Origin of the sequence: Cupriavidus necator A5-1, from assembly GCF_000744095.1 — a bacterium.
Lineage (GTDB): Bacteria > Pseudomonadota > Gammaproteobacteria > Burkholderiales > Burkholderiaceae > Cupriavidus > Cupriavidus necator_A.
The window spans coordinates 869,703-890,378 of the sequence record NZ_JQLI01000001.1 but is presented as its reverse complement, the minus strand read 5'-3'; the positions used below and the strand labels follow the sequence as shown (position 1 = coordinate 890,378).

Annotated in this window: 20 protein-coding genes, 2 tRNA genes and 2 pseudogenes; 14 read left to right on the top strand and 10 right to left on the bottom strand. The window is 60.8% G+C overall.

Features of this window, described 5'->3' with window-relative positions:
• Positions 1-576, bottom strand: coding sequence for a hypothetical protein (locus K307_RS04030; protein WP_042876474.1), 576 nt, complete (start codon positions 574-576; stop codon positions 1-3).
• Between the two features lie 242 nt (positions 577-818).
• Here K307_RS04030 and K307_RS04025 point away from each other — a divergent pair, with 242 nt between their 5' ends.
• From K307_RS04025 to K307_RS04000, 6 genes and pseudogenes are all read left to right on the top strand, one after another.
• A complete protein-coding gene (locus tag K307_RS04025; protein WP_042876472.1) occupies positions 819-1,109 on the top strand; it encodes a DUF2471 family protein in 291 nt (96 codons plus the stop codon).
• Between the two features lie 8 nt (positions 1,110-1,117).
• Positions 1,118-1,372, top strand: coding sequence for a hypothetical protein (locus K307_RS04020; RefSeq protein WP_051974639.1), 255 nt, complete (start codon positions 1,118-1,120; stop codon positions 1,370-1,372).
• 20 nt (positions 1,373-1,392) lie between these two features.
• Positions 1,393-1,743, top strand: coding sequence for a hypothetical protein (locus tag K307_RS04015; protein ID WP_063771656.1), 351 nt, complete (start codon positions 1,393-1,395; stop codon positions 1,741-1,743).
• 181 nt (positions 1,744-1,924) lie between these two features.
• Entirely contained in the window at positions 1,925-2,146 is a 222-nt protein-coding gene (locus K307_RS04010) for a DUF2188 domain-containing protein (RefSeq protein WP_042876469.1), read from the top strand.
• 129 nt (positions 2,147-2,275) lie between these two features.
• Positions 2,276-4,811, top strand: a pseudogene (ligD, locus tag K307_RS04005) (DNA ligase D).
• A gap of 31 nt (positions 4,812-4,842) precedes the next feature.
• Positions 4,843-5,736 (top strand): annotated as a pseudogene (locus K307_RS04000) (Ku protein).
• A 445-nt stretch (positions 5,737-6,181) separates the two neighbouring features.
• Here the strand turns inward: K307_RS04000 and K307_RS03995 are convergent.
• The 3 genes from K307_RS03995 to K307_RS03985 all read right to left on the bottom strand — a co-directional run bounded on the left by K307_RS03995 (position 6,182) and on the right by K307_RS03985 (position 7,590).
• Positions 6,182-6,595, bottom strand: coding sequence for a GNAT family N-acetyltransferase (locus K307_RS03995; protein ID WP_230625455.1), 414 nt, complete (start codon positions 6,593-6,595; stop codon positions 6,182-6,184).
• Between the two features lie 304 nt (positions 6,596-6,899).
• Positions 6,900-7,217: a hypothetical protein gene (locus tag K307_RS03990; protein ID WP_042876465.1), complete on the bottom strand. Its 318-nt coding sequence runs from the start codon at positions 7,215-7,217 to the stop codon at positions 6,900-6,902.
• A gap of 67 nt (positions 7,218-7,284) precedes the next feature.
• Positions 7,285-7,590, bottom strand: coding sequence for an H-NS histone family protein (locus tag K307_RS03985; RefSeq protein WP_042876463.1), 306 nt, complete (start codon positions 7,588-7,590; stop codon positions 7,285-7,287).
• A gap of 628 nt (positions 7,591-8,218) precedes the next feature.
• On the opposite strand from K307_RS03985, the gene K307_RS03980 reads away from it, so the two are divergent.
• On the top strand, positions 8,219-8,593 hold the full coding sequence (locus K307_RS03980) for a hypothetical protein (protein WP_042876461.1): 375 nt from the start codon (positions 8,219-8,221) through the stop codon (positions 8,591-8,593).
• Between the two features lie 277 nt (positions 8,594-8,870).
• Positions 8,871-9,749 (top strand): hypothetical protein, encoded by an 879-nt coding sequence (locus K307_RS49075; RefSeq protein ID WP_042876460.1) that lies wholly within the window; start codon positions 8,871-8,873, stop codon positions 9,747-9,749.
• Between the two features lie 459 nt (positions 9,750-10,208).
• Here K307_RS49075 and K307_RS03970 read toward each other — a convergent pair whose 3' ends face one another.
• The 4 genes from K307_RS03970 to K307_RS03955 all read right to left on the bottom strand — a co-directional run bounded on the left by K307_RS03970 (position 10,209) and on the right by K307_RS03955 (position 12,085).
• Positions 10,209-10,643, bottom strand: coding sequence for a hypothetical protein (locus K307_RS03970; RefSeq protein ID WP_042876457.1), 435 nt, complete (start codon positions 10,641-10,643; stop codon positions 10,209-10,211).
• Between the two features lie 385 nt (positions 10,644-11,028).
• Positions 11,029-11,116, bottom strand: a tRNA-Ile gene (locus tag K307_RS03965).
• 182 nt (positions 11,117-11,298) lie between these two features.
• A complete protein-coding gene (locus tag K307_RS03960; RefSeq protein ID WP_042876456.1) occupies positions 11,299-11,742 on the bottom strand; it encodes a hypothetical protein in 444 nt (147 codons plus the stop codon).
• Positions 11,743-12,000: 258 nt separating this feature from the next.
• Positions 12,001-12,085: transfer RNA gene (locus K307_RS03955), tRNA-Leu, on the bottom strand.
• A 720-nt stretch (positions 12,086-12,805) separates the two neighbouring features.
• Here K307_RS03955 and K307_RS03950 point away from each other — a divergent pair.
• Both K307_RS03950 and K307_RS47435 read left to right on the top strand, forming a co-directional pair.
• The gene (locus K307_RS03950) at positions 12,806-13,513 is read left to right on the top strand and encodes a glutathione S-transferase family protein (RefSeq protein WP_230625453.1); all 708 of its coding nucleotides are present in this window, start codon (positions 12,806-12,808) and stop codon (positions 13,511-13,513) included.
• Between the two features lie 58 nt (positions 13,514-13,571).
• Positions 13,572-14,006 carry a DUF2721 domain-containing protein gene (locus K307_RS47435; protein ID WP_155301061.1) on the top strand — a complete coding sequence of 145 codons (435 nt, stop codon included), beginning with the start codon at positions 13,572-13,574 and terminating at the stop codon, positions 14,004-14,006.
• A gap of 167 nt (positions 14,007-14,173) precedes the next feature.
• Here K307_RS47435 and K307_RS03940 read toward each other — a convergent pair whose 3' ends face one another.
• Both K307_RS03940 and K307_RS03935 read right to left on the bottom strand, forming a co-directional pair.
• A complete protein-coding gene (locus K307_RS03940; protein ID WP_419187141.1) occupies positions 14,174-15,448 on the bottom strand; it encodes an epoxide hydrolase family protein in 1,275 nt (424 codons plus the stop codon).
• Positions 15,449-15,692: 244 nt separating this feature from the next.
• Entirely contained in the window at positions 15,693-16,604 is a 912-nt protein-coding gene (locus K307_RS03935) for a LysR family transcriptional regulator (RefSeq protein ID WP_051974638.1), read from the bottom strand.
• Positions 16,605-16,702: 98 nt separating this feature from the next.
• Here K307_RS03935 and K307_RS03930 point away from each other — a divergent pair, with 98 nt between their 5' ends.
• From K307_RS03930 to K307_RS03915, 4 genes are all read left to right on the top strand, one after another.
• Entirely contained in the window at positions 16,703-17,365 is a 663-nt protein-coding gene (locus tag K307_RS03930) for a gamma-glutamylcyclotransferase (protein ID WP_042876448.1), read from the top strand.
• 1 nt (position 17,366) lies between these two features.
• Positions 17,367-18,338 (top strand): LysR family transcriptional regulator, encoded by a 972-nt coding sequence (locus K307_RS03925; protein WP_042876447.1) that lies wholly within the window; start codon positions 17,367-17,369, stop codon positions 18,336-18,338.
• A gap of 142 nt (positions 18,339-18,480) precedes the next feature.
• Positions 18,481-19,275, top strand: a complete 795-nt coding sequence (locus K307_RS03920; RefSeq protein WP_042876445.1) for an alpha/beta hydrolase — start codon at positions 18,481-18,483, stop codon at positions 19,273-19,275.
• A gap of 198 nt (positions 19,276-19,473) precedes the next feature.
• Positions 19,474-20,658 carry an efflux RND transporter periplasmic adaptor subunit gene (locus K307_RS03915; RefSeq protein WP_042876443.1) on the top strand — a complete coding sequence of 395 codons (1,185 nt, stop codon included), beginning with the start codon at positions 19,474-19,476 and terminating at the stop codon, positions 20,656-20,658.
• Positions 20,659-20,676: the final 18 nt, after the last annotated feature.

Below are 20,676 nucleotides of genomic sequence, written 5' to 3'. Positions count from 1 at the left end.
TCAGCGCTCGGCAAAAGCCGCGGCGGCTTTCTTGACCGCTTCGAACTTGCCTTGTTCGAGTGCCTCCAGGGGCGTGGCTTTGTCGAGCGAGCCCTTTGCGGTCGTGAAAAATTGCCACTTTGTCCAACCCGGCAAGTCCCCCAACAGTTTGGTGATTTCTTCTACCTTCTTGCGGTCGATATCTGACCTGGCATAGAACGCTGGGTAAAAGACTTTCGTACCCACATTCACCGTGAACATACGCTTGGCGAGCACCGCCTTGCTGAGAGCTTGGCGCGTCAGCCCCAAGGCGTTGATCAATTGGTCGGACGAGACGATCTCTCCCGATTCGATCAACGCTTCGCGGGAATGCGCCGCACTAGCCTCGAACGCCTTGATGTCCACCGTAGGACGGGTGCGTCCAATATGGACTTGAACCCCAAGGTCAGACACCTGCGCGAGTCCGTTTTTCAAAAGCCGGCCGAGCGCGGCATCGGGCAGATCCAACAGCTGCCGAGTTGCCTTCTGACTGAACATCGAGGCCGCGCCCACGGCGCTTCGGAGTGCGATTTCGCTCTCCGGATCCAGGAAGACCACGTCCGACTCTCTTGAATGGGTATGTGTTGCTTTCGCCACGGGAAGCCCCTGATTGGCTAACTATGGTTTGAATGTAGGCCGGTTTTGCAACCATGTCAACCAAATCAACCTAAGCCCCAAGATGACGGGCCACTCCGATGCTGTTCACGCCAGCATGTGCCGCAAACGGGTGCGCTGATTTCCGCTGGCGCTGAGGTCGGAAGTCTCGTTATACTGTATATTCATACAGTGCTCACCAAACCATGGACTCAATCCAAGCCGCCGAATCTGCCATCGTCCAGGCCACGCCAGCCATTGTTGCCAAGCACCGAGCCGCTGGCATCCTGACCTGGAAGCTCATTCATCAAATCGAGACTGAGGTCATGCACGAGGTGGGCCAATCGGGAAAGCACGCGCCGAACCTGCTTCGCATGCTGAAGGCCTCGCCGTTTCTGAGCTACCCGAAGGACGACACGCCTGCCGACTTCTCGGGCAGCGAAGTGGTGCCGATCACCTTCAGCGCGATCCAGGACGCCTGGAAACGCGTCAACTGAACGTCCACATGGCCGCGAGCACGACCATCTTTCTCGAAGCCCACTATTTCGGCGAGGACAGCGAGGCGCTGCGGTTGCCGTGCGAGGCGATCGCGGCCACGGCTGGCGGCCTCGTCGTGACCGGCTTGGAAGCAAGACAGTTGCGCGCATTGAAGTGGCGGCCTGACTTCCTGTCCTACTGGGAGGACGGCCAGTTGATTCGCCTGGCCGTAGGCCCATGGGCTGCAGTGGATGCGACCACGGTCCGCTTCACCTTGCGCTGAACCGCACGGAAATCTGAACCATGGGCAACAGCAAACTGGCGGCCCGGTGCCACCTTCCGGCAGAAACCAATGGGGAGAGCCTGGCGCACTCGGAGAACGGCATCCTCGGCAGCATTCATGGGCAGTACATCGCCGCCGCGCTGGGCACTCTAGGGCGCGCCACGCGCGAGTCGGCAGACCACCACCAGGTGATAGTCGAGGCCGGACACGCCGGTACCGTCCGGCTGTTCATCGAAAAGAAGTGCGCGCAGCATGGTAGGTACACGCACTACTTCTGGTCGGCATACCGAGCAGAAGCTTTAGACCCTCCCCAAATTGATGGATATGAATGTCTATACATTTCAGCGAGAATCGCCCGCGTCGTGAGTTGACCTCTTGCGATGTCTAACCCGTCGCCCGCCGATGTGCGGGCGTTTTTTTGTGCCCGTAACCCTAGGCCGAATTGCGCATATCGTTTGCTCCACTCGGCGCAGGGAAATATTGTCGGACGGCGCCTGATACCGGCGCCCTTTTGCCCGGCACAGACTGGCACCATAACTTCAGGAGACAGTCATGACTGGACAAGACATCCATGTGGTTCCAGCCGACAATCGCTGGGCCGTTGAGACGGAAGGTGGCCACGCCCGCGAAACATTCGATACCCAGGCCGAAGCGATCGCCGCTGGCACGGAGAGAGCCAAGCAGAAGAAGGTCGAGCTGTTCATTCACGGTCGCGACGGCCAGATCCGGGAGCGAAACTCCTTTGGCAACGATCCGCGCGACATCAAGGGATAGCCTGGTCGACAATGGAGTCGCAACCGGTACGGCCCGCTCCGTGCTGTCCGCCGCGCCAGCGATTTCCGACAGGACGGCAACCGTGTTGCTCCCGTGTATGGTGTAGAAGAGCCGGGAAGAGTCATTCGTATGGCAACGACTCACGCGAGGCCGAGGGCCAAGCGCCGAGAGTTCGCCCCGTCGCCGGCGCTCGAGCGCTATGAACAGAAGCGCGACTTCAGCATCACCCCGGAACCGGCCGCAGGACGACAGCGTCGCAAGAAGCCAGCATGCTTGAGCTTCGTCATCCAGAAGCATTGGGCCCGACGCCTGCACTACGACTTCCGGCTGGAGCTCGATGGCGTGCTGCTCAGCTGGGCGGTGCCAAAGGGTCCCAGCTACGATCCCTCCGAAAAGCGCATTGCCGTCCATGTCGAGGACCACCCGCTCGACTATGCCAGCTTCGAGGGCGACATCCCGCCCAAGCAGTACGGCGCCGGATCGGTGATCGTTTGGGACCGCGGCACCTGGGTGCCCGTTGGCGATCCACGCGAGGGCATGGCCGCCGGCAAACTTCTCTTCGATCTCCACGGCGAAAAGCTCGCCGGCCGCTGGGAACTGGTGCGCATCGCCAAGCCGGGCGACAAATCCGAGCAGTGGATCCTATTCAAGAAGCGCGACGCGTGGGCGCGCCCGCTGTCGGAATTCGATGTGCTGACGGCGCTGCCGGACAGTGTCATGGCCAAACCGTTGGGAGCGCTGAACACTGACGATGGGGCCAATGAACCGGTCGCGGTCCTTGATGAAGACCCCGCCACCGCAGTCAAGCGCGCGCCACGTGCCCCGCTCCCGGCCAAGCTCAAACCCCAGCTGGCCACACTGTCGCCGACGCTCCCCACTGGCAGCGGCTGGATCATCGAAACCAAGTTCGACGGCTACCGCATCCTGGCCAGGATCTCCGACGCCCGGGTGACCCTCTTTACCCGCAATGGGCATGACTGGACCCGGAAGCTGCGTTCGCTGGCTGCGGAGATCGAGAAGCTCGACATCACGGAAGGCTGGTTGGACGGCGAGATCGTCGTGCTGCGCGACGGCATGCCGGACTTCAACGCCCTGCAGAACGCGATTGACGGCCACCGCAATGAGGCCATCGTCTACTTTGCGTTCGACCTGCCCTACTGGGAAGGACGCGACCTGCGCAACTTGCCGCTGATGCAGCGCAGGGCAAAGCTGGCCACGCTGGTCGCGGACCGCACGGAGCGCGTGCGCTTCAGCGAGGCCTTTGAGGCGCCGCCCGCACAGATGTTCCAGGCCGCCTGCCAGCTCGGTCTGGAGGGCTTGATGTTCAAGCGGGCGGATGCGAGCTATGTGTCAGCGCGCACCCAAAGCTGGCTGAAGGCGAAGTGCAAGCTGCGGCAGGAGTTCGTCATCGGCGGCTTCTCCGACCGCGAAGGCTCCCACACTGAGATCGGCAGACTCTATCTTGGCGTCTACGCCGACGGCGAGCTGCGCTACACGGGCGGCGTCGGCACGGGCTGGGACAGCGCGGCGGCGACCGACCTGCGCAAGCGGCTCGCCAAACTGCAAGTGGACAAGAGCCCGTTCTCGACGGAAGCGCGGGCCAGCCGTCGCTGGGGAGGCCGCCGTGATGTGGCGGTGCAATGGGTCAAGCCGACGCTGGTCGCCGAAGTGGAATTCTCCGAGTGGACGCCCGAAGGCCAGGTTCGCCACGCCTCGTTCAAGGGCTTGCGCACCGACCATGCCGCGAAGTCGATTCGGCTCGAGGCGATCCAGACCGCCGTGACACCCCACGGCATGGCCGCCATCAAGGTCACCAACCCGGAACGTGTCATCGACAAGTCCCAAGGCATCACGAAGGTGGAACTGGTGCGCTATTACGAGAGCATCGCCAGCCGGATGCTGCCGCACCTGAAAGACCGTCCGCTGTCGCTGGTGCGCGCCCCTGACGGCATCGATGCCCAGATGTTTTTCCAGAAGCATGCCGAGACCGCGATGCCGGGCCTGACCGAGCAGCCGGCGTCGCTCTGGCCGGGGCACGCCGCGCTATTGACAGCCGACTCACCCGAAGCGATTGTCGCGGCCGCGCAGATGAATGTGGTGGAATTCCACACTTGGAACTCAACTACCCGCGACATCGACCATCCGGACCGGGTCATCTTCGACCTGGATCCTGGCGCAGGCGTCGCCTGGGAGACGATGCTCGAGGCTGCCATGCTGGTGCGCGCACTGCTGGACGAACTGGGCCTCCAGTCGTGGCTGAAGACGAGCGGCGGCAAGGGATCACGTCGTGGTACCGCTGGCACCCCGGCGCGCCTACGATGAGGTGAAAGCCTTCTCGCGGGCTGCAGTTCAGCATCTGGCCGCTACCCTGCCCCAGCGCTTCACCGCGCGTTCCGGCGCCGCCAATCGCAAGGGAAAAATCTTCGTCGACTACCTGCGCAATGGCTTCTCGCAAACCACGGCCGCGGCGTTCTCGGCGCGTGCCCGGCCCGGGCTGGGGGTCTCGATGCCGGTGTCGTGGGAACAGCTGCCGAAGCTCAAGAGTGGCGACCAATGGACCATCCGCGACGCCCGCGAATACCTCAGCTTTCAGGTCGCGGACCCATGGGCTTCGTATTGGGAAACCCCCCAGACCTTAACTGACGCCATCGCACGGTTACGCTGACCCGTGGCGCAAACGCATTGTGAAGTATCCCATGGCTGCCCGATCCCTCGCCTCCTTGTCCCTGTCGTTCGGTCTGGTGTCGATCTCGGTCAAGCTCTACACGCAACCGAGGCCAGCGCCGCGGTGCGCTTCAATCTGCTGAGCAAGGAAGGCTCGCGGCTGAAGCAGCAGTACATTTCAGTGCAGACCCAGAAGGTGGTCGAGCGCGCCGACATGGTCAAGGGCTATGAATTCGAGAAGGACCGCTTCGTCATCTTTGCGCCCGACGAACTCAAGGCGCTGGAGGAAAGTGCCAGCCATATGGTCGACATCGTTGCCTTCATTCCCGAGCAGAGCGTTGATCCACTGTACTACGACAAGGCCTATTTCATTGCGCCCGACAAGCGCGGCGGCAAGCCCCTACAGTCTGCTACGCGAGGCGATGGCGCGGACCGGTCGCTGTGCCATTGCCAAGTGGGCCGCCAAGGGCAAATCCCATATCGTGCAGATCCGCGCGGTCGAGAGCGGCCTGGTATTCCAGCAACTCCTGTTCGCCGACGAAGTCCGCAACATCCGAGAGTTGCATATCGACGAGGTTGCTGTCTCGGAGGCCGAGCTCAAGCTCGCGATCCAGCTGATCGAGCAGGCCTCGGAGGATCAGTACGACCCGACGCAGTACCGGGACGAAGAAAAATCGAGGATTCTCGCCGCCATCGAGGCCAAGATTGCCGGCAAACAGATCGTGGCACCAGAACCGGTGGAAACGGCCACCGGCGCCGAGGTCATCGACCTCATGGAGGCGCTGCGCGCGAGCTTGGGCAAGAAGGCGACGGCCACAAAATGCAAGACCGCCGCGGAGACTGCACCAGCGCGGCGGCCCAGCAAGCGCGCCGCGGCGCCGGCCCAGCCAGCGCCGATACGACGCACCACCAAGAAGTCCGCATAAACCGCGGGCGCAATGTCGCACGTGCGTTTTTCTCCACTTCAATACAAGAGCGAAGCGGCTCCAAACACGCCCAGCGGCAGCGCTTTGAAAATTGGAGGGTGAAATGGCGCCTAATTCTGATCTAAAAAATGCTTATCTCGCGGTACTGTAGTCGGGTAGTCCAACGCTACCGCCCGCGTGCCCCCCCAGGCCCGCGGGTCCTTTTTTGGTCCCTGATAACCCCAGTCAAGGCGGGTGATTGCGTGCGGAGCCCGCTTGGCGGATACTGTTGATGGGCAACTCATGGTTACCCGATTTCTTCTTGGACGTTTCTGCGGGCTCTCTTCTTACCGGGTTGAGAGCCTTTTTGTGTTTGGTTAGCACGCCTTGTCTCGTCGATTTGAGAGTGCCGCGCTTGGCAGACGGCATGTGTGCGCATCGGAATTTGTCTCTCGCGTCGCCCAGGCTAATTCAGTGGGCGCGCCATGTAGTGGCTACGGGCGCCGAAGCTACGCAGCACGTTCACGGTCAGTTGCGACTCACGGACAAGGCTGTCGGCCGGTGTCAGGGTGAAGCCATGCCGAGCGAAAAAGCCCGGATGCTCGTTTGTCAGTACTGTCGCATGTCGGCAACCATTGACGCGTGCTCTCATCAGCAGTGTGCTGACCAGGTAGGTGGCTAGGCGGTGTCCGCGATAGTCCGGCAGCACGGCCACCGTGTGAATCGCGAACGTAGTGCCATACTGCTCCCCGTAGGCGCAGCCAATGATTTGACCCTCAAGCTCGGCGACGTGGAAAAGCCTACCCCGGTCTGCCTGGGCAGCTAGCGTGAATCCGCAGGCTGACAGCACACCGGTGATGGCGTCCAGGTCGTTGTCCAAAGCGGCGCGGAGGCGAACGTTCCTAATCATTGTGATTGCAGCGTATGGCGCCCTCTACAGATCGTAGCCGGGACGCCCGAAAACCAGCAACTATGACGGACCGCAAACATTGCTGTCATCACCCAGCTGAGTCGACGGCCTGCCGACCCCGAGGTATGCCGTTTTCGCCATATGGACCGCACTCACTACGGCGGACTCATGCCGCTTTAAACCTTCTCTGGGGGTGCGCCGTCGCGGACCACGCCAGCACGGTTCTGTTTCTGGCGTTTCAAATAGCCATCCGTACGATGCGGTCCGCTGCAGTTTATCCACCAAGAGTTGACACCAAACGCTCAGCTTTCCGGATGATGTCGACCTCTTCATCAATGATGGTCAGAAGCTCGGTCAGGGATCCAGAAAAGTGCTGACGCATTTTCTGACGCATTCTGCGCTCGCTGGCCGAACGAACGAGCTCATAACGGTTCCCCGACTCCTGCGAAAGACGGATGACTCTCCGCTCCTTGCTGGGCGGTAGCCGCAGCCAATAAGAATACCCATTCCGTATCCCCTGCTCGGTACGTTCACGGGGAACCAGGTATGGTCGGGCGAGCATGATGTCGGCGTGAATCGCTTCCAATGACATGGCGCTTGCTCAGAAAAGAAACCCCTGCGTGCAGGGGCTGGGACCTACTCTGTCGTGACGAGCTAACTTACGCCTCTTCCTGAATCAGGTACCTGTTGGGGTTCTTGCCAAGCCAGGACGGTGTACGGCCGCGCCCCGACCAGGTCTTGCCAGTCTTCGGGTCCCGATACTTCGGAGGCAGCGTCGCCTTGCCCATGCCACTTCCGGCAGGACGGCCACGACGGCGCTTGGTAATATCGTCGACAGTCAGCCCGTATTCCGCCATCAGGTTCTGAATCTGTTCGATGACCGATGAAACCTCATTGGCACGTGCCTCTTCCAGATGAGCTTCCAGAGCGGCCTTCTGTGCCATCAGTTCTTTGTAAGTTGCCATTTGCTGTTTTCCTTTTCCGGTCGAGGATGGAGATGGGGGTAGTTTATAGCCAATTCGCCCTTCAGCACACGATAACTTTCATCTTTTGACTATGAGCAGTTCAAATGTCTTGAAGGCGATGAATCATCACAAAAAATTCAGAGACAATGCTCGAAGACGACTAGTTATCGCCGCGACGGTGTGAGGCGCCATAAGATGAACATTGGGCACAGCGTAAGCTGGGAGCGCCATAGATCAAAATGGATACCTAACCAAGCATGAGCTTCGGCCCGATAAGCCACGATAAACCGGCAATGGCTCTTGCTTTGTTGAAAGACAAGGACGTGCCCTTCTTTTAATTTCATCGTTCGACGCGCGGCATAAGATCAGGGTTGTCCCGGCTGTTGACCGTGAGGAACCATCGCTACGAGCCGTTTGGCAACGCACTCCCTGGCCTGGGAAAATTGGATTTGTAACAACTCCCCGGTTTGACGCATTGCCAACCCCCGCGCTATGTCCACCCACCCGCCTCGCTTCGATCCGTCGCGAGGACCTACGTCGACGGATTTCCGATTACACTTTTGCAGTGCAACATGAGGCGAGTTGGGGCGTGCGCAAATCGGCACAAGCCCTTGTGGTGGAGGAGAAAATGGGAATCGCTCGAGCGGGCACCAAAGAGCAGGCGCTGAGGCTCTTGGAGACGGTGGGAGTAACCGTCGTGGATTTGGATTACGAGACGGGTTGGCAAGATGCGGTTGAGCTTGGCCGTCTGGGAGATAAGCGTGGAGTACGCGTCCAGTATCGCGGCCATGAAAGCATCGCGGTCAGCTCGCCGGCGGCGCTTGCTGCTGGACTAAGCCGGCTGAAGGAGACGTTCCGTCAGCGCAATCTCTACTGCCAATTTGCATTAAGCGATCTGCCAGCCAGTGAGCTGGAGCGCCTGGAGGCAAAAGCGACGCAACTTGGGGATTACATCCTCGCGGGGCATCTTGCGAGGGACGTCGACGCGGAATGGAGCGACTAGCGCCTCGCCAGTCAGCCTGGTAGCCGAAACTGCGCCACGAGTCCGCAGTTTGAATGGCGGTCTGCTCTTCTCGGCCGGCGGGAAAATGGCATGGCGCCAAAGCCATGCTAGAGCAACCTCAGTGAGAGAAATACGGACTTTCAGAGGCGGCAGGGAACTCCGGCTGATCACTAATTGTCCGTGGTGGACGCACGACGTACCATCGCCATAGGCTCTTTGTGCCCGGTGATGCCGGGCCAAACCAGCAACGGGGCAACCGGACACAGGCGCAAACACCATGCCGAATCAGCTCGACCTTTTCGAAGATAGCCGCGATGTCATGCTTCGTAATGACGTGCTCGTAGCGCTTGAGCAGCGCAATGCCGTCGACGGGCGCGAAGCGCTGAGTCGGCTGGCCGCGGAATATCCGAACGACGGACTGGTGCCGCCCCTCGAGATTCTGGTGCGCGTTCTTGAGCGTCCAATCCATGGGCCCATCACCTGCCACACAGTACTACGTGACATGTGCGAGGCATGGTGTTCGCCGAGCGAGCCTGCGGCACGCCGTGCATTCGGCGATGCAGCGGGAATCGCCTGGTGCAGGCCGCTGTGGCGTGCCATCGCAGAAGCTGCCTCGCAGTTGCCGTTTCACCGCGAGATGCCCGAATGGCATGCGGCGCCGCTATGGATGCGCGCGGCGGACTGGGCTGCGGCACACGAGAGTATCCATCGGATCGAATCGTGGCGACGTATTCCAGTCACGCTCGCCTGGATGGCGGAAACGGTCTACCGGCTCGACGGGCTCGAATCCACATGGCCGCTCCTGGCTGAGCTTGGCTGGTTGTCGCCGAAGAAGCTTGGCGCGCTGATGCAAGTGTTCGGGGACTCGTCGCTGCTAGCGCTACGCCGGGCGTTCGATGCGAACTTCGACGGTGAGGGCACCATCGAAGATCTTTCCTGGTTCACGGCTTGGCTGATCGCGGAGAAGCCCGGGATTGCCACGCACTTGCGCGCGTGCGAGCCCTCGACACGCACGTTACCGGAACAGGGGATGCGGATCATGCTGGAATTATTGACGCTTGAACGCGAAGGCCGACAGCATGATTTGGTGGAACGACGAAAGGTCTTGCGCGGCCTGCATCCAGGCCTCTTCGACGCCTACATTCGTACGCGATAACGGCGTCAATTCTGTTGTTCATGCGCCTTTTCTTCGGCGCATCTGGCCTCTTCTTTGTCCCGACGGGGGGCGTGATTTGCAGACACTTCGAATCGCTGGTGTCCGACCGCTTCAAGGTGCAAAGATTTGGGCCGCAACGGACTTTGATGCCGGTGAAGTGGCTCATGACCCAAGAAGACCGTCCGGGATTCTTGGGCATCCAGCAACCCGATGATCTGCTAGCCCGATGCAGACCGCTCTTGCGGCCCAATTTGTTGCACCATCCGGTGGCCGCCTCGCACCTTTCATAGTTTCGAGAACGTGAAACTACGGATTGGTGCCGGCTTGACGAAGGCACTCGGGCTACGCCCTGTGGCCGGGGCCTCATTTCGAGGCCGCTACCTCACTCACCTTCGAGGTCGACAAGAGCCAGCCCCGTTTCCCCCAGGGTGAGAACCCGTTCGCGATTGTGTTCAGAAGTCAGCGTTGCGGCAATTTGAGTGTGCCCGATAACAGCGCAGCGGCAAGGTCCGCATCGCTCATGCCCATGACCCGGTCGATTGTGCCGTGCGACAGTTCTTCTGCCAAAGTGAGAAGATCGTCCAGAAGCGCCGCCAGCAGGTCGATCCGCGCGCTCAGATGGGCAAGTTCTTCACGCTCCGGCGGTGTTAGTGCCACGGATTGCCACCGTGCGATCTGCTCGCGCTGTATCGGCAAGAATTTGCGTTGCTCGCCGTAGACCTGGCGCGTCCGGGCCAGGGTGGCACCGTCGAGCAGGTGAGGTCGCGACCGGCACTTGACCAGGGCGTCAAAGACAGACTGTACGTCCTCAAGCTGCGCGCCTGCGAGATCAAAAATGATCGGCAGCGCCGTGATCGGCTGCCAGCTCGGCGTTTGTGGTTCGTTCGTGTTCATGAGGCTCGGTTTCCTGTCGGGCGGTTGCTCATGGCACTGCATCAGCCAGCGCCCGCAGGCGACGACCGAAGCCCTGATTGTAGCGCGGGCGCGGGCGCTGACGCGATCCGCGGTAAGCGGTCGTCACCACCGGCCTTGCACTTCACTGGTCGATAGACCGGAAGCTTGCGTACGGAATTTTCAGATCGCTACGCGTGTGCCTGACGGCGAGCGCGCGACGAATTTTTTCGAGCTGGACGAGGCGCCCAGGATGGGCACTTACCGCTTGTCGTTGTCGATGGCGAGAAGGTCGAGGACTTTCGGCGCATATTGAGGCGCCTGCGAAGGACCGCAGTTCAGGCTGGATATTGCCGATCCTAGCGAAGAGCTATGAGTACATCGCGCCTGGTGGGCCGGGTGGGATTCGAACCCACGGTGGGATGTCTCCGGCGGATTATGAGTCCGCTGCCTGCAACCAACACGGCGTCCGGCCCTGTAGCGACGCGCGAAATTCTACCCTGAAGTTCGCAGAATTTGCCATGACCGCCTCTCGCGTCAGTAGCGAACGGGCGATTGTAGGTTCAGGCGAGTATTCGGCTGGGCGCATGTGCCCAGCTTCCGTATCGACCGGTCAACGAAGTACCGTGCCGGCCGAGACAAGGATCAAGCCGAAACTTCAGGTGTCGCTACGGTCGGAACCACTTTCTTTGCCGGAGCCCCGCTTCTTGGTCACGGCTTTCACGGCGGCCTTCTTCGGCGCAGCTTTCGCGGAGGCTTTGCTACCAGTCACAGGCTTTTTCGGGGCCGCTTTCGTGGCGGCAGCTTTGCCTGCGGCCTTCTTGGCGCCCGCAGCCTTGGCCTTCTTCGCCAGCTTATCCTTTGCGGCTTGTTTCTCGAAGCGAAGCGCGAACCTTGCGGCTTCCGTTGCCTGAGCGACTTCGCGCTTGGCCGCCTCAATGGCCTTCTTCGTGTCGGCGCGCAATTTCAGCAAGCGCTTTTTCGCTGCCTGAGCCTCACGTGCGAGCACGCTGGCCTTTTTCGTTGGCACGGCCACTTTCTTTGCGGCAGGCTTGTTCTTCGAGACTGCCCTGACCTTCGTTGTTTTCGTTGCAGCGACCATTGTCGATTACCCCTAGCTGTGAAGCGCGGAGTATAACCGTACGTGTGCCCGCCCAAAAGAGGTCTATCTCGGCCGGAATACCGCTCGGATGCAGTGGAGGTTCGATCAACAGCTGAACCGGCCGCAGCTTGTGCCAGCAGAAGCTTTTAACGCATCGCGCCAACGCGGCTGGAGGGCCTCAATTTGGAAGACTCCGACTTCCCGATCGAGCGTTACAGTGGACAATTGCCACCTGGGGGCATTGCCAAGAAAGTTGCTTGGTGCCGACGGCGAGACTCGAACTCGCACAGCTTTCGCCACTACCCCCTCAAGATAGCGTGTCTACCAATTTCACCACGTCGGCTGAGGAGAAACACATTGCCCGGTACCGGATTTCAGGTCCTTCAGGACTTTTGCTGGCGCAGTAGCCTTTCGCATAAGCCCCATCGGTGGGCGTCGTTTCAAGTCTAGCATTCTATCTTAAATTTCTTGCTGTTTACGACCCAGACCTAAGACGTAGTACCGAGATGTGGCGTTTCTGCTGAGTCGAGAATTGGGTACGCAGCTTTTACCTTTTTTACCTCCTACCTGCCTTTTAAAACTCCGACCGCCATTCCAACGCCGAAGACGCCCGATGTGGCCCCAGTAACTCGCGAAAGCACAACGGTTATGGACCTTATGTTTGTCCCCTGGAAAACCCGCCTTCGCGCCGACCAGCTGGCCGGCGGGCTGACCACCCTGCTCTTTTCCTGCCGTCGCGCACCGGACTGAGCGCTTGCGGACGTCGCTTGTCGGCCATATGCAGCCATACAACCGCTACCTCATGGTTGGCTGAAAAGTGGCTGCAATCAGCCACTGCCGCAGCAACTGTCGGCTCACCGTGAACTGGCCCTATAAGTTCTCCATGCGCCCAGCGCGGCCGTAAGTATCGCAATTGGCACACATCAACTGCTGCCAGGGACGGTACGCGCCCGGAAGGCGCATTGCCCGAAGCATGGATCCGCTCGATTGTCTCCCAATGGGCGACACTTTGACGCCATACCGAATCTTTATCGCCTCGTAGGTGGTTAGTACAGTGACTTCCGTGACGCCGCCCATGCCATCAAGCAGACCGGCGCACCACCAAACTAACCAAGGGATTGTCGCCATGAAACTCTACATCGCTCACGCCACGTGCTCGCTCGCCGTTCAGGTCATCGCCAACGAACTGGGGCTGGAACCCGAACTCATCCACTATGACGTGTTCGGCAAGAGCACATCCGCGAATGACGACTTCAGCAAGATCAATCCGATGGCCTACGTGCCGGTGCTCGTTCTCGATGACGCGGAGCAGACGCTGCTGACGGAAACGACGATCATCACGTCATACCTCGCCGACCAGCACCTGGCCGCCGGACTGATTCCGCCGCACGGCACGCTGGAACGCGTCAAGTTCGATCAGTTGCTGACCTTCCTCGCCACGGAAATTGCGCAGAAGCACATCCCGTTGATGCGCAAGCTGCAAACCGAGTTCGGTACGCAATGGACGCGCGACAAGCTCGTCGCCGCCTACTCGAAGCTCGACGCTCAACTGGCTGACGGTCGAGCGTACCTGACGGGCGACAAATTCACGGTTGCCGATGCCTATGTGTGGGCGACGCTGTGGCACGAGCGCTCGGGCGCACCGATTACCCATCTCAAGAATCTGTTCGACTATATCGCCCGCATCGAGGCGCGTGATTCGGTCAAGAAGGCACTCAAGGATGAGGCAGCAGCAGTAGCCAAGCACGAAGCCATGAAAGCCGCCGCCTGATCCGTCGGACGGCATCGGGGCGGCCAATGGCCGCTCCATCCACTGTTTCACCACGCATATGCCAGCAAGCCTTGCTTCCACTTTGTCGCTCATCACCGGTCCGGCGCTGCTGACAAACGCTTCGACCGTACTTCTGCTTGGTGCCACCAACCGGTTGAGCATGGTGCATGAAGACCAACGCCGGCTCGTCAGGCGCAAGAGACCGTCCGGAGCAAGCTCACCCGCCCCCCGTGCGACAGCGCACATCACGCTACGCCGGCAAGATCTCTTGCGAAAGGCGATGTTGCTCCTGCAGGTTGCGGTAGGCAGTTTCGGATTCGGCACACTCACCGCCATGTTGGCACTCAGCGTTGAGCAGACGCTTCCGATGTGGGCTGACATCATCACCAATCCCGCACTGCTGCTCTCCGCAACGATTGGGGGTATCGCGCTGATACTCGGCGTCCTGACGCTCTTTGTCGAGAGTTGGCTGCTCGGATCGACATTGCCTTGATTGAGGCATTGCCGGTTCCTTCCCCGACCGGCCCGGCAGCTTTGCAGGGCCGTACCTTTGAAACCTTTTCCCGGCCACCCGGATCTCGGATTCACACCCAGGCCCCAGCGCGCCGCACAAGACAAAAGGCCGCCCATGCGAGCGGCCCGGATGCATGTCAACCGACTTCAGGCACGTTGCCTGCTGGCGAACGCCGCCCGAATTTCCGATACAAAGATCTTCGGTTGCTCGAACGCGGCGAAATGACCGCCGTGTTGCGCACGGTTCCAATAGAACATCTGGCTGTAAGTCTGTTCGCACCAGTGCTTCGGCGGCGTGTAGATCTCGCCAGGAAATACCGTAACGGCTACCGGAATTTCCAATGGCACCGAGCCAAACGTGAGGTCAGCATTCTCCGCATACATACGCGCGGACGAGGCGCCACTGTTTGTGACCCAGTAGAACATGACGTTGTCGAGCATCCGATCGTACGTCAGGACCGACTCGGGATTTTCACCGCTATCTGACCACGCGGAGAGCTTCTCGTAGATCCACGCCGCGTGGCCGGCCGGCGAGTCCGCCAAAGCATAGCCAATGGTTTGCGGCCGGGTGACCTGCAGATGATGATAATAGGAGCCGTTGGTCGCAAAGCGCATGACCTGGTCGATGGCCACTTTCTCTTCCGCAGTGGGATGGGTCGGCAAGGTATGGGGTACGACAAACGGCAGGTTCACATGCACAGCCATCAAACCTGGCAGTTTTTGTCGCGCCATTTCGGTGGTGATCACGCTGCCCCAGTCACCGCCCTGCGCCAGATACCGCTTGTAGCCAAGGCGATGCATGAGCGTTCCCCAGGCCTTGGCAATGCGCTGGCGGCCCCAGCCTTTTTCCGTGGGCTTGTCGCTGAAGCCATAGCCTGGAATCGACGGCAGAACCACGTGGAATGCATCCGTGGCCTGACCGCCATGCGCTGTCGGGTCGAGAAGCGGCTCAATGACGTCGAGGAATTCGATGATGGAGCCTGGCCAGCCATGCGTCATGATCAGCGGCATCGCATCGGCATGCCTGGACTTGATGTGGAGAAAATGAATGCCAAGCCCGTCGACATGCGTCTTGAACTGCGGATACCGGTTCAGCCGATCCTCCACGCGACGCCAGTCATAGTTGGTACGCCAATACTCGACGAGACCGCGGACCTTGTCCAGCTTGGCGCCCTGGGACTGATCATGTACCGTCTCGCGCTCCGGGAAACGCGTGGCATCCAATCGCCGCTGGAGATCATCCAGAACGGTCTGTGGAACAGCGATCCTGAACGGGACAATATTCTCGCTGCTTGCCGTGGCCGGGGCCGCATCATCTGCCGTGGCGAAGCTCGGTGTCGAAGGCAAGACACCGGCCGTGAAGGCAGCCGTGGCCTGGATGAGACGACGGCGCGTTTCATCCACGTGCTCGGCCGGTTCGATACCGGTGCTACCGGCGTCTTTGGAGTCAGACACGCGATTTACCTTTCGAGGATTCTGCAGAGGTGAGCCGCAATGACCTCCGTCCCGCGAAAGGCAATGTAGCGATTCGCCATGCACCGATAAATCCTCGCGCCGGCAAATCAGTTGCGCGCCACAAATAACAATCGACGGATCTCGCGCACTGCTTTGGCGTTGTCGGGATCGACCTGTTTTTTGAGATGGGCGCAACGATAGCGCGTCGGCCTCACGTGCCGTCTTCGCGCAAGCTGTCCGCCAGTTGATTGAGAACGGCCCGCGTCTTGGCCGCCATTCTTCGGCCAACGGGGATGATGGCGTGTACCGGTGGGCCCTCGACATCGGCCGCTGGCAGGATATGCGTCAATCGGCCTGCCGCCACGTGAGGCTGTGCAACGCGATCGAAAATCTGCGCGATGCCAAAGCCGCTTATCGCGGCGTCGACAAGCGCTTGCCCATCCGCAAGCACCAGAACGGGCTCCATCACGATGTCGCGCACATGCCCATTGTCAAATACTGACCAGGGCCGGTTTCGCCCCGTCGGACCGCGAAAGATCACGGCATCGTGGTTGCTTAAATCGGCCACCGTGTGGATGGCGCCCTTGCGTTTCAGGTACTCCGGCGAGGCGTACAAACCGAGTCGCAGATCGCAAAGCTTGCGAACCGTCATGTCGCCTTCGGCCGGAAGTTCTCCAATGCGCACGACAATGTCCCATCCTTCGGCGACGGGGTCCGACATGCGATCGGTCAATGCCATGTCCAGCGTCACTTTCGGATAACGGCGCCGCAATGCGGCAAGAAACGGCAGCAGCAATCTGCCGAAACCCGCCGGCACGTCCAGTCGAACGCGCCCGATGGGTTCCGCTCGCCGTGCTGCCAGTGCTTGCTCGGCTTCACGCAGGCCTTCCAGGGCAGCCTGTGCAGCCAGCATGTAGGTCTCACCGTCTTCGGTCAGGCGTACCGCGCGGGTGGTTCGCTGGAACAGCCGGGTGCCGAGTCGCATCTCGAGTCGTTGCACGGCCTTGCCCACGTTCGATTTGCTTGTGCCCAGGCCTTCCGCTGCGCGCGTAAAGCTTCCCGTTTGAGCCACCGCCAGGAAAGACTCGATGTCCTGAACCTGGGCTTCCACGCGCTCGACCATTGTCTCTCCCCGGGCGACAAAGAAAATCAATTTGCGCAGTTTATCAGCCGAGTTGCAGCAACCACAATGCTTGCAAGCTCTTCGCCTCCGACACTCGCATGCTGACAAGAGAATCCCTCCAGTCCGGCCTTTACCTCGACAACCTGGAACTCCCCGCGGAGTTTCGCTGGACCCAGGACCTGATCGACGCCTCTCTGACCGCGACGCTTGCCGCGCGGCCCGATATCGGCGAGGACATCTGGATCTTTGCCTATGGCTCGCTCATCTGGAATCCGCTGCTCGACTTCGATCGGCATTCCGTGGCGACGATGCATGGATGGCACCGCAGCTTCTGCCTGCGCAGCATCGCCGGGCGCGGCAGTTCGGAACGCCCAGGCCGCATGCTCGGCCTTGAGGCGAGTGGAACCACGCAAGGCGTCGCGCTTCGCCTGACCGCGTCACGGCGTGACGAAGAACTGCGCGTGGTGTGGCGACGCGAAATGGTGGGTGGCGCCTACCGGCCAACCTGGGCCCCCGTCACGCTGGACGACGGGACGGAAACGTATGCCATCGCGTTCGTGGCCGATGCGAGCCGGTCGTTGTTCGAGCGCGATGCCTCAGTTGCGACGATCGCGCCCATCATCTCGCGCGCGGCCGGATCCTTCGGCACCAACGCCGAGTACGTCTTCAAGCTGGAATCCGCGCTGCATGCGCGCGAGTTGCGCGACACCTACGTTGATACCCTGGCTGCCGCGTTGCGGCATTTGCGCGGAGAAGCCTGAAATGGACAAACTCCACGGCATGCACGTGTTCATCCGTGTTGTGGATACAAACAGCTTTTCACGAGCGGCAGACTCGCTCGGCGTGCCACGCGGCTCTGTGACACGCGTCATTCAGGAGCTTGAAGCATTCCTGCGTGTCAGGTTGCTGAATCGCACGACCAGAAGCTTGAGCGTGACGTCGGAAGGCGCCGCGTACTACGAGAAATGCGCCCGCATTCTGGCGGAGGTCGACGCCGCCGAAGCCGAGTTCGCCGACATTACACGCGCACCGCGCGGCAAGCTTCGCGTCGACATGTCCGGGTCGCTGGGCAAGCTGATCATCGTGCCTGCGCTCAACGATTTTCATGCCCGCTATCCAGACATCGACCTCACGCTTGGATTTGGTGACCGGCTCGTCGATCTGGTTCAGGAGGGCATCGACTGCGTTATCCGGATCGGCGAACTGGAAGACTCGTCCATGATCGCGCGACGGCTTGGCGTCTTCCAGCTCGTCACGGCAGCAAGCCGCACCTACATTGCACAGCATGGCGAGCCGACAACCCTCGATGCATTGCAAGACCATCTGACCGTCAACTACTTCTCGACGCGAACCGGGCGGATGGTGAACCTGAACTTCAGCGTGAACGGCAATGCGGTGAACGTGCGCGCCCGCTCGCGGCTCTCGGCAAATGATGGCGATGCCCATCTGCAATGTGGCGTGATGGGGCTTGGCCTGATTCAGGTTCCACGTGTTATCGCGCAGCCGTATCTGGAAAGCGGCGCGCTCGTCGAGGTGTTGCCCGCGTTCCGCCCCGCGCCATTGCCGATCTCGGCCGTCTACCCCCAGAACAGACACCTGTCGCCGCAAGTCAGGGCATTCGTAGACTGGAGCGCAGAGCTGTTCGCGCGTAACCCGTCGGTTCAGGCAGGTGTCCAAGACATTCCACGTTCACCGGGCAAGCGCATCAAGGCTTTGGCATCCATCGCTGCATAAAGGCGCTCGGATGCCCGGGATTTTTCCATTTGCATGAATTCTCTTCGTCGCCAAAAGAGGCTGATCTTGAACTCGCCGCGTTGTACAGTGACTGCGTTCGCATCTTCAATTCACCCGCCTTGATGACAGGCAAGGCGCCACCATGAACCCAAAGCTGGAAATCCAGGACGTACCGATCTCAGGACACGCTCAACACATTGTCCTGCGCCACTATCGGCCAACGTTTGACAAGAGCCTGCTTCCTATCGTCCTGTACTTTCATGGCGGCGGATTCACGGAGGGCGACCTGGATGAAGCACACAAGCAGGCATCGCACCTGGCCGAATCGATACCGGCCTGGGTCGTATCCGTTGGCTATTCGCTCGCGCCGCATTACCCGTTTCCCGCCGCGACAGAGGACGCACATCTTGCCCTGATGTGGGCGGTCGAAAATGCCCGGCACTGCCGTGCCGACGCCACGCGAATTGCACTGGCGGGCCATGAAGCCGGTGGCAACATCGCAAACGGGCTTGCCGCCATGCATCGCGACCGAAGCGGTGGCAGCAAGGATGCCACCGTAAGCGCGCTCGCGCTCATTGCGCCGTTGCTCGACCCCAGCCTGACCCGGATTGCCTCGACCATCAATTCCTGCTCGATCCATCTGGAGGCGCTCGCCGCAGCGCGTCGATATCGACAATGGCTGCCGCGATCGGCGCTGCTGGTGCATCCCTACGCCGCGCCACTGGAATCGCGCCGCCTTGGTGGAATGCCCACTACCTTGATCGTTGGCGCCGAGCATGACCCTTTCCGGTTCGAGGGTGAAAGCTACGCCGCGAAATTGATCGCCGCCGGGGTTCGCACCGAAGCCTCTCGCTACCAGGGCCTGTGCCATCGGGATCTCATCACGCACCCGCAAGCCCTCGACGAAGTAGCCGCCTTCTTGCGCCGACTTTTCTGATCCTCCCCGGCAAAAGCGACATCACGACCGCTCCGGGCGGCAAGCCGGCGACATCGTCTATTGTCTCCACAGTGGACACAGTGAATCAACAAAGCCGTCCTTTATCCGCAATTTAATGACAACCATACTGCTTGCAAAGGCGAGCCACTACGCATTTTCCGCCACTGACTCTGTGAACCCCTGATTGGAGCTTTTGACATGAACGCCAACCGCAAACGGCTTTCCGTCGCACTGGGCACGCTGTTCGTCCTGGGTGCCATCGGTGCCGCCACCCACCATTTCGGCATTGATGCCAACCCGGTCACTAGCGCCCAGGCAGGTGCCAACACGCCTGCGGCCGCCGATGTTGACGTGGCCACGGTCGTGGCCCGGCAGATTACCGAATGGCAGAGCTATTCGGGTCGGCTCGAAGCTATCGACAAGGTCGATATCCGCCCGCTGGTCCCCGGCAAGATCGTTGCCGTCCACTTCAAGGATGGCCAGCTCGTGAAGAAGGGCGCATCGCTCTTCACGATTGATCCCCGCCCCTATCAAGCCGAGGTCGACCGTGCTGCCGCGCAGCTTGCCGCCGCCGAGGCGCGCGCCGCCTATGCATCGAGCGACGCCGCACGAGCAGATCGTCTGATCGGCAGCAATGCGATTGCCAAGCGTGACTATGACGAGAAGCAAAACGCCGCGCGCGAAGCATCTGCCAGCGTCAAGGCCGCACGCGCCGCACTCGGCGCAGCGCGCGTGAATCTGTCGTACACCGACGTGGTGGCGCCCGTTGCCGGCCGCGTCTCGCGCGCCGAGCTGACCGTCGGCAACATCGTCTCTACCGGTGCCAGCGCCCCGCTGTTGACTACGGTGGTATCCGTCTCACCGATGTACGCATCGTTCGAAGTCGACGAACAAACCTATCTGCGGTACTTACGCGATGCTGGCAAGAAAGACGTGCCCGTTGAACTGGGTCTCGCCGATGAAAGCGGCTACTCCCGTACCGGCGCGATCGTCTCGGTCGACAACCGCCTCGACGTCTCGTCCGGCACGATCCGCGTGCGGGCGCGTTTTGACAACGCCGATGGCGCGCTGGTACCGGGACTCTACGCTCGCGTGAAGGTTGGCGGCGGCCAGCCGCGCGACGCCGTGATGATCTACGACGCAGCCGTCGGCACCGACCAGGCCAAGAAGTACGTGCTCGTGGTGGGCAAGGACAACCGCATCGAGTACCGCGAAATCAAGATCGGCAACATCCACGACGGCCTGCGCATCGTCGAGAAGGGCTTGCAGTCCGGCGACCAGATCGTGGTCAGCGGCATGCAGCGCGTGCGCCCGAACGACGCCGTGAAGCCCCGCGCCGTGAACATGGTTGACGTTGCTCGCATCACGAAGCCGGCGGCCTGATCAGGTTACGCCCCACGG

Coding starts and splice junctions, on each gene's coding strand:
- K307_RS04025 (WP_042876472.1), top strand. CDS start 819: ATGGACTCAATCCAAGCCGCCGAATCTGCCATCGTCCAGGCCACGCCA.
- K307_RS04020 (WP_051974639.1), top strand. CDS start 1,118: ATGGCCGCGAGCACGACCATCTTTCTCGAAGCCCACTATTTCGGCGAG.
- K307_RS04015 (WP_063771656.1), top strand. CDS start 1,393: ATGGGCAACAGCAAACTGGCGGCCCGGTGCCACCTTCCGGCAGAAACC.
- K307_RS04010 (WP_042876469.1), top strand. CDS start 1,925: ATGACTGGACAAGACATCCATGTGGTTCCAGCCGACAATCGCTGGGCC.
- K307_RS03990 (WP_042876465.1), bottom strand. CDS start 7,217: ATGTCATTGGAAGCGATTCACGCCGACATCATGCTCGCCCGACCATAC.
- K307_RS03985 (WP_042876463.1), bottom strand. CDS start 7,590: ATGGCAACTTACAAAGAACTGATGGCACAGAAGGCCGCTCTGGAAGCT.
- K307_RS03980 (WP_042876461.1), top strand. CDS start 8,219: ATGGGAATCGCTCGAGCGGGCACCAAAGAGCAGGCGCTGAGGCTCTTG.
- K307_RS49075 (WP_042876460.1), top strand. CDS start 8,871: ATGCCGAATCAGCTCGACCTTTTCGAAGATAGCCGCGATGTCATGCTT.
- K307_RS03970 (WP_042876457.1), bottom strand. CDS start 10,643: ATGAACACGAACGAACCACAAACGCCGAGCTGGCAGCCGATCACGGCG.
- K307_RS03960 (WP_042876456.1), bottom strand. CDS start 11,742: ATGGTCGCTGCAACGAAAACAACGAAGGTCAGGGCAGTCTCGAAGAAC.
- K307_RS47435 (WP_155301061.1), top strand. CDS start 13,572: ATGCCAGCAAGCCTTGCTTCCACTTTGTCGCTCATCACCGGTCCGGCG.
- K307_RS03935 (WP_051974638.1), bottom strand. CDS start 16,604: ATGGTCGAGCGCGTGGAAGCCCAGGTTCAGGACATCGAGTCTTTCCTG.
- K307_RS03930 (WP_042876448.1), top strand. CDS start 16,703: ATGCTGACAAGAGAATCCCTCCAGTCCGGCCTTTACCTCGACAACCTG.
- K307_RS03925 (WP_042876447.1), top strand. CDS start 17,367: ATGGACAAACTCCACGGCATGCACGTGTTCATCCGTGTTGTGGATACA.
- K307_RS03920 (WP_042876445.1), top strand. CDS start 18,481: ATGAACCCAAAGCTGGAAATCCAGGACGTACCGATCTCAGGACACGCT.
- K307_RS03915 (WP_042876443.1), top strand. CDS start 19,474: ATGAACGCCAACCGCAAACGGCTTTCCGTCGCACTGGGCACGCTGTTC.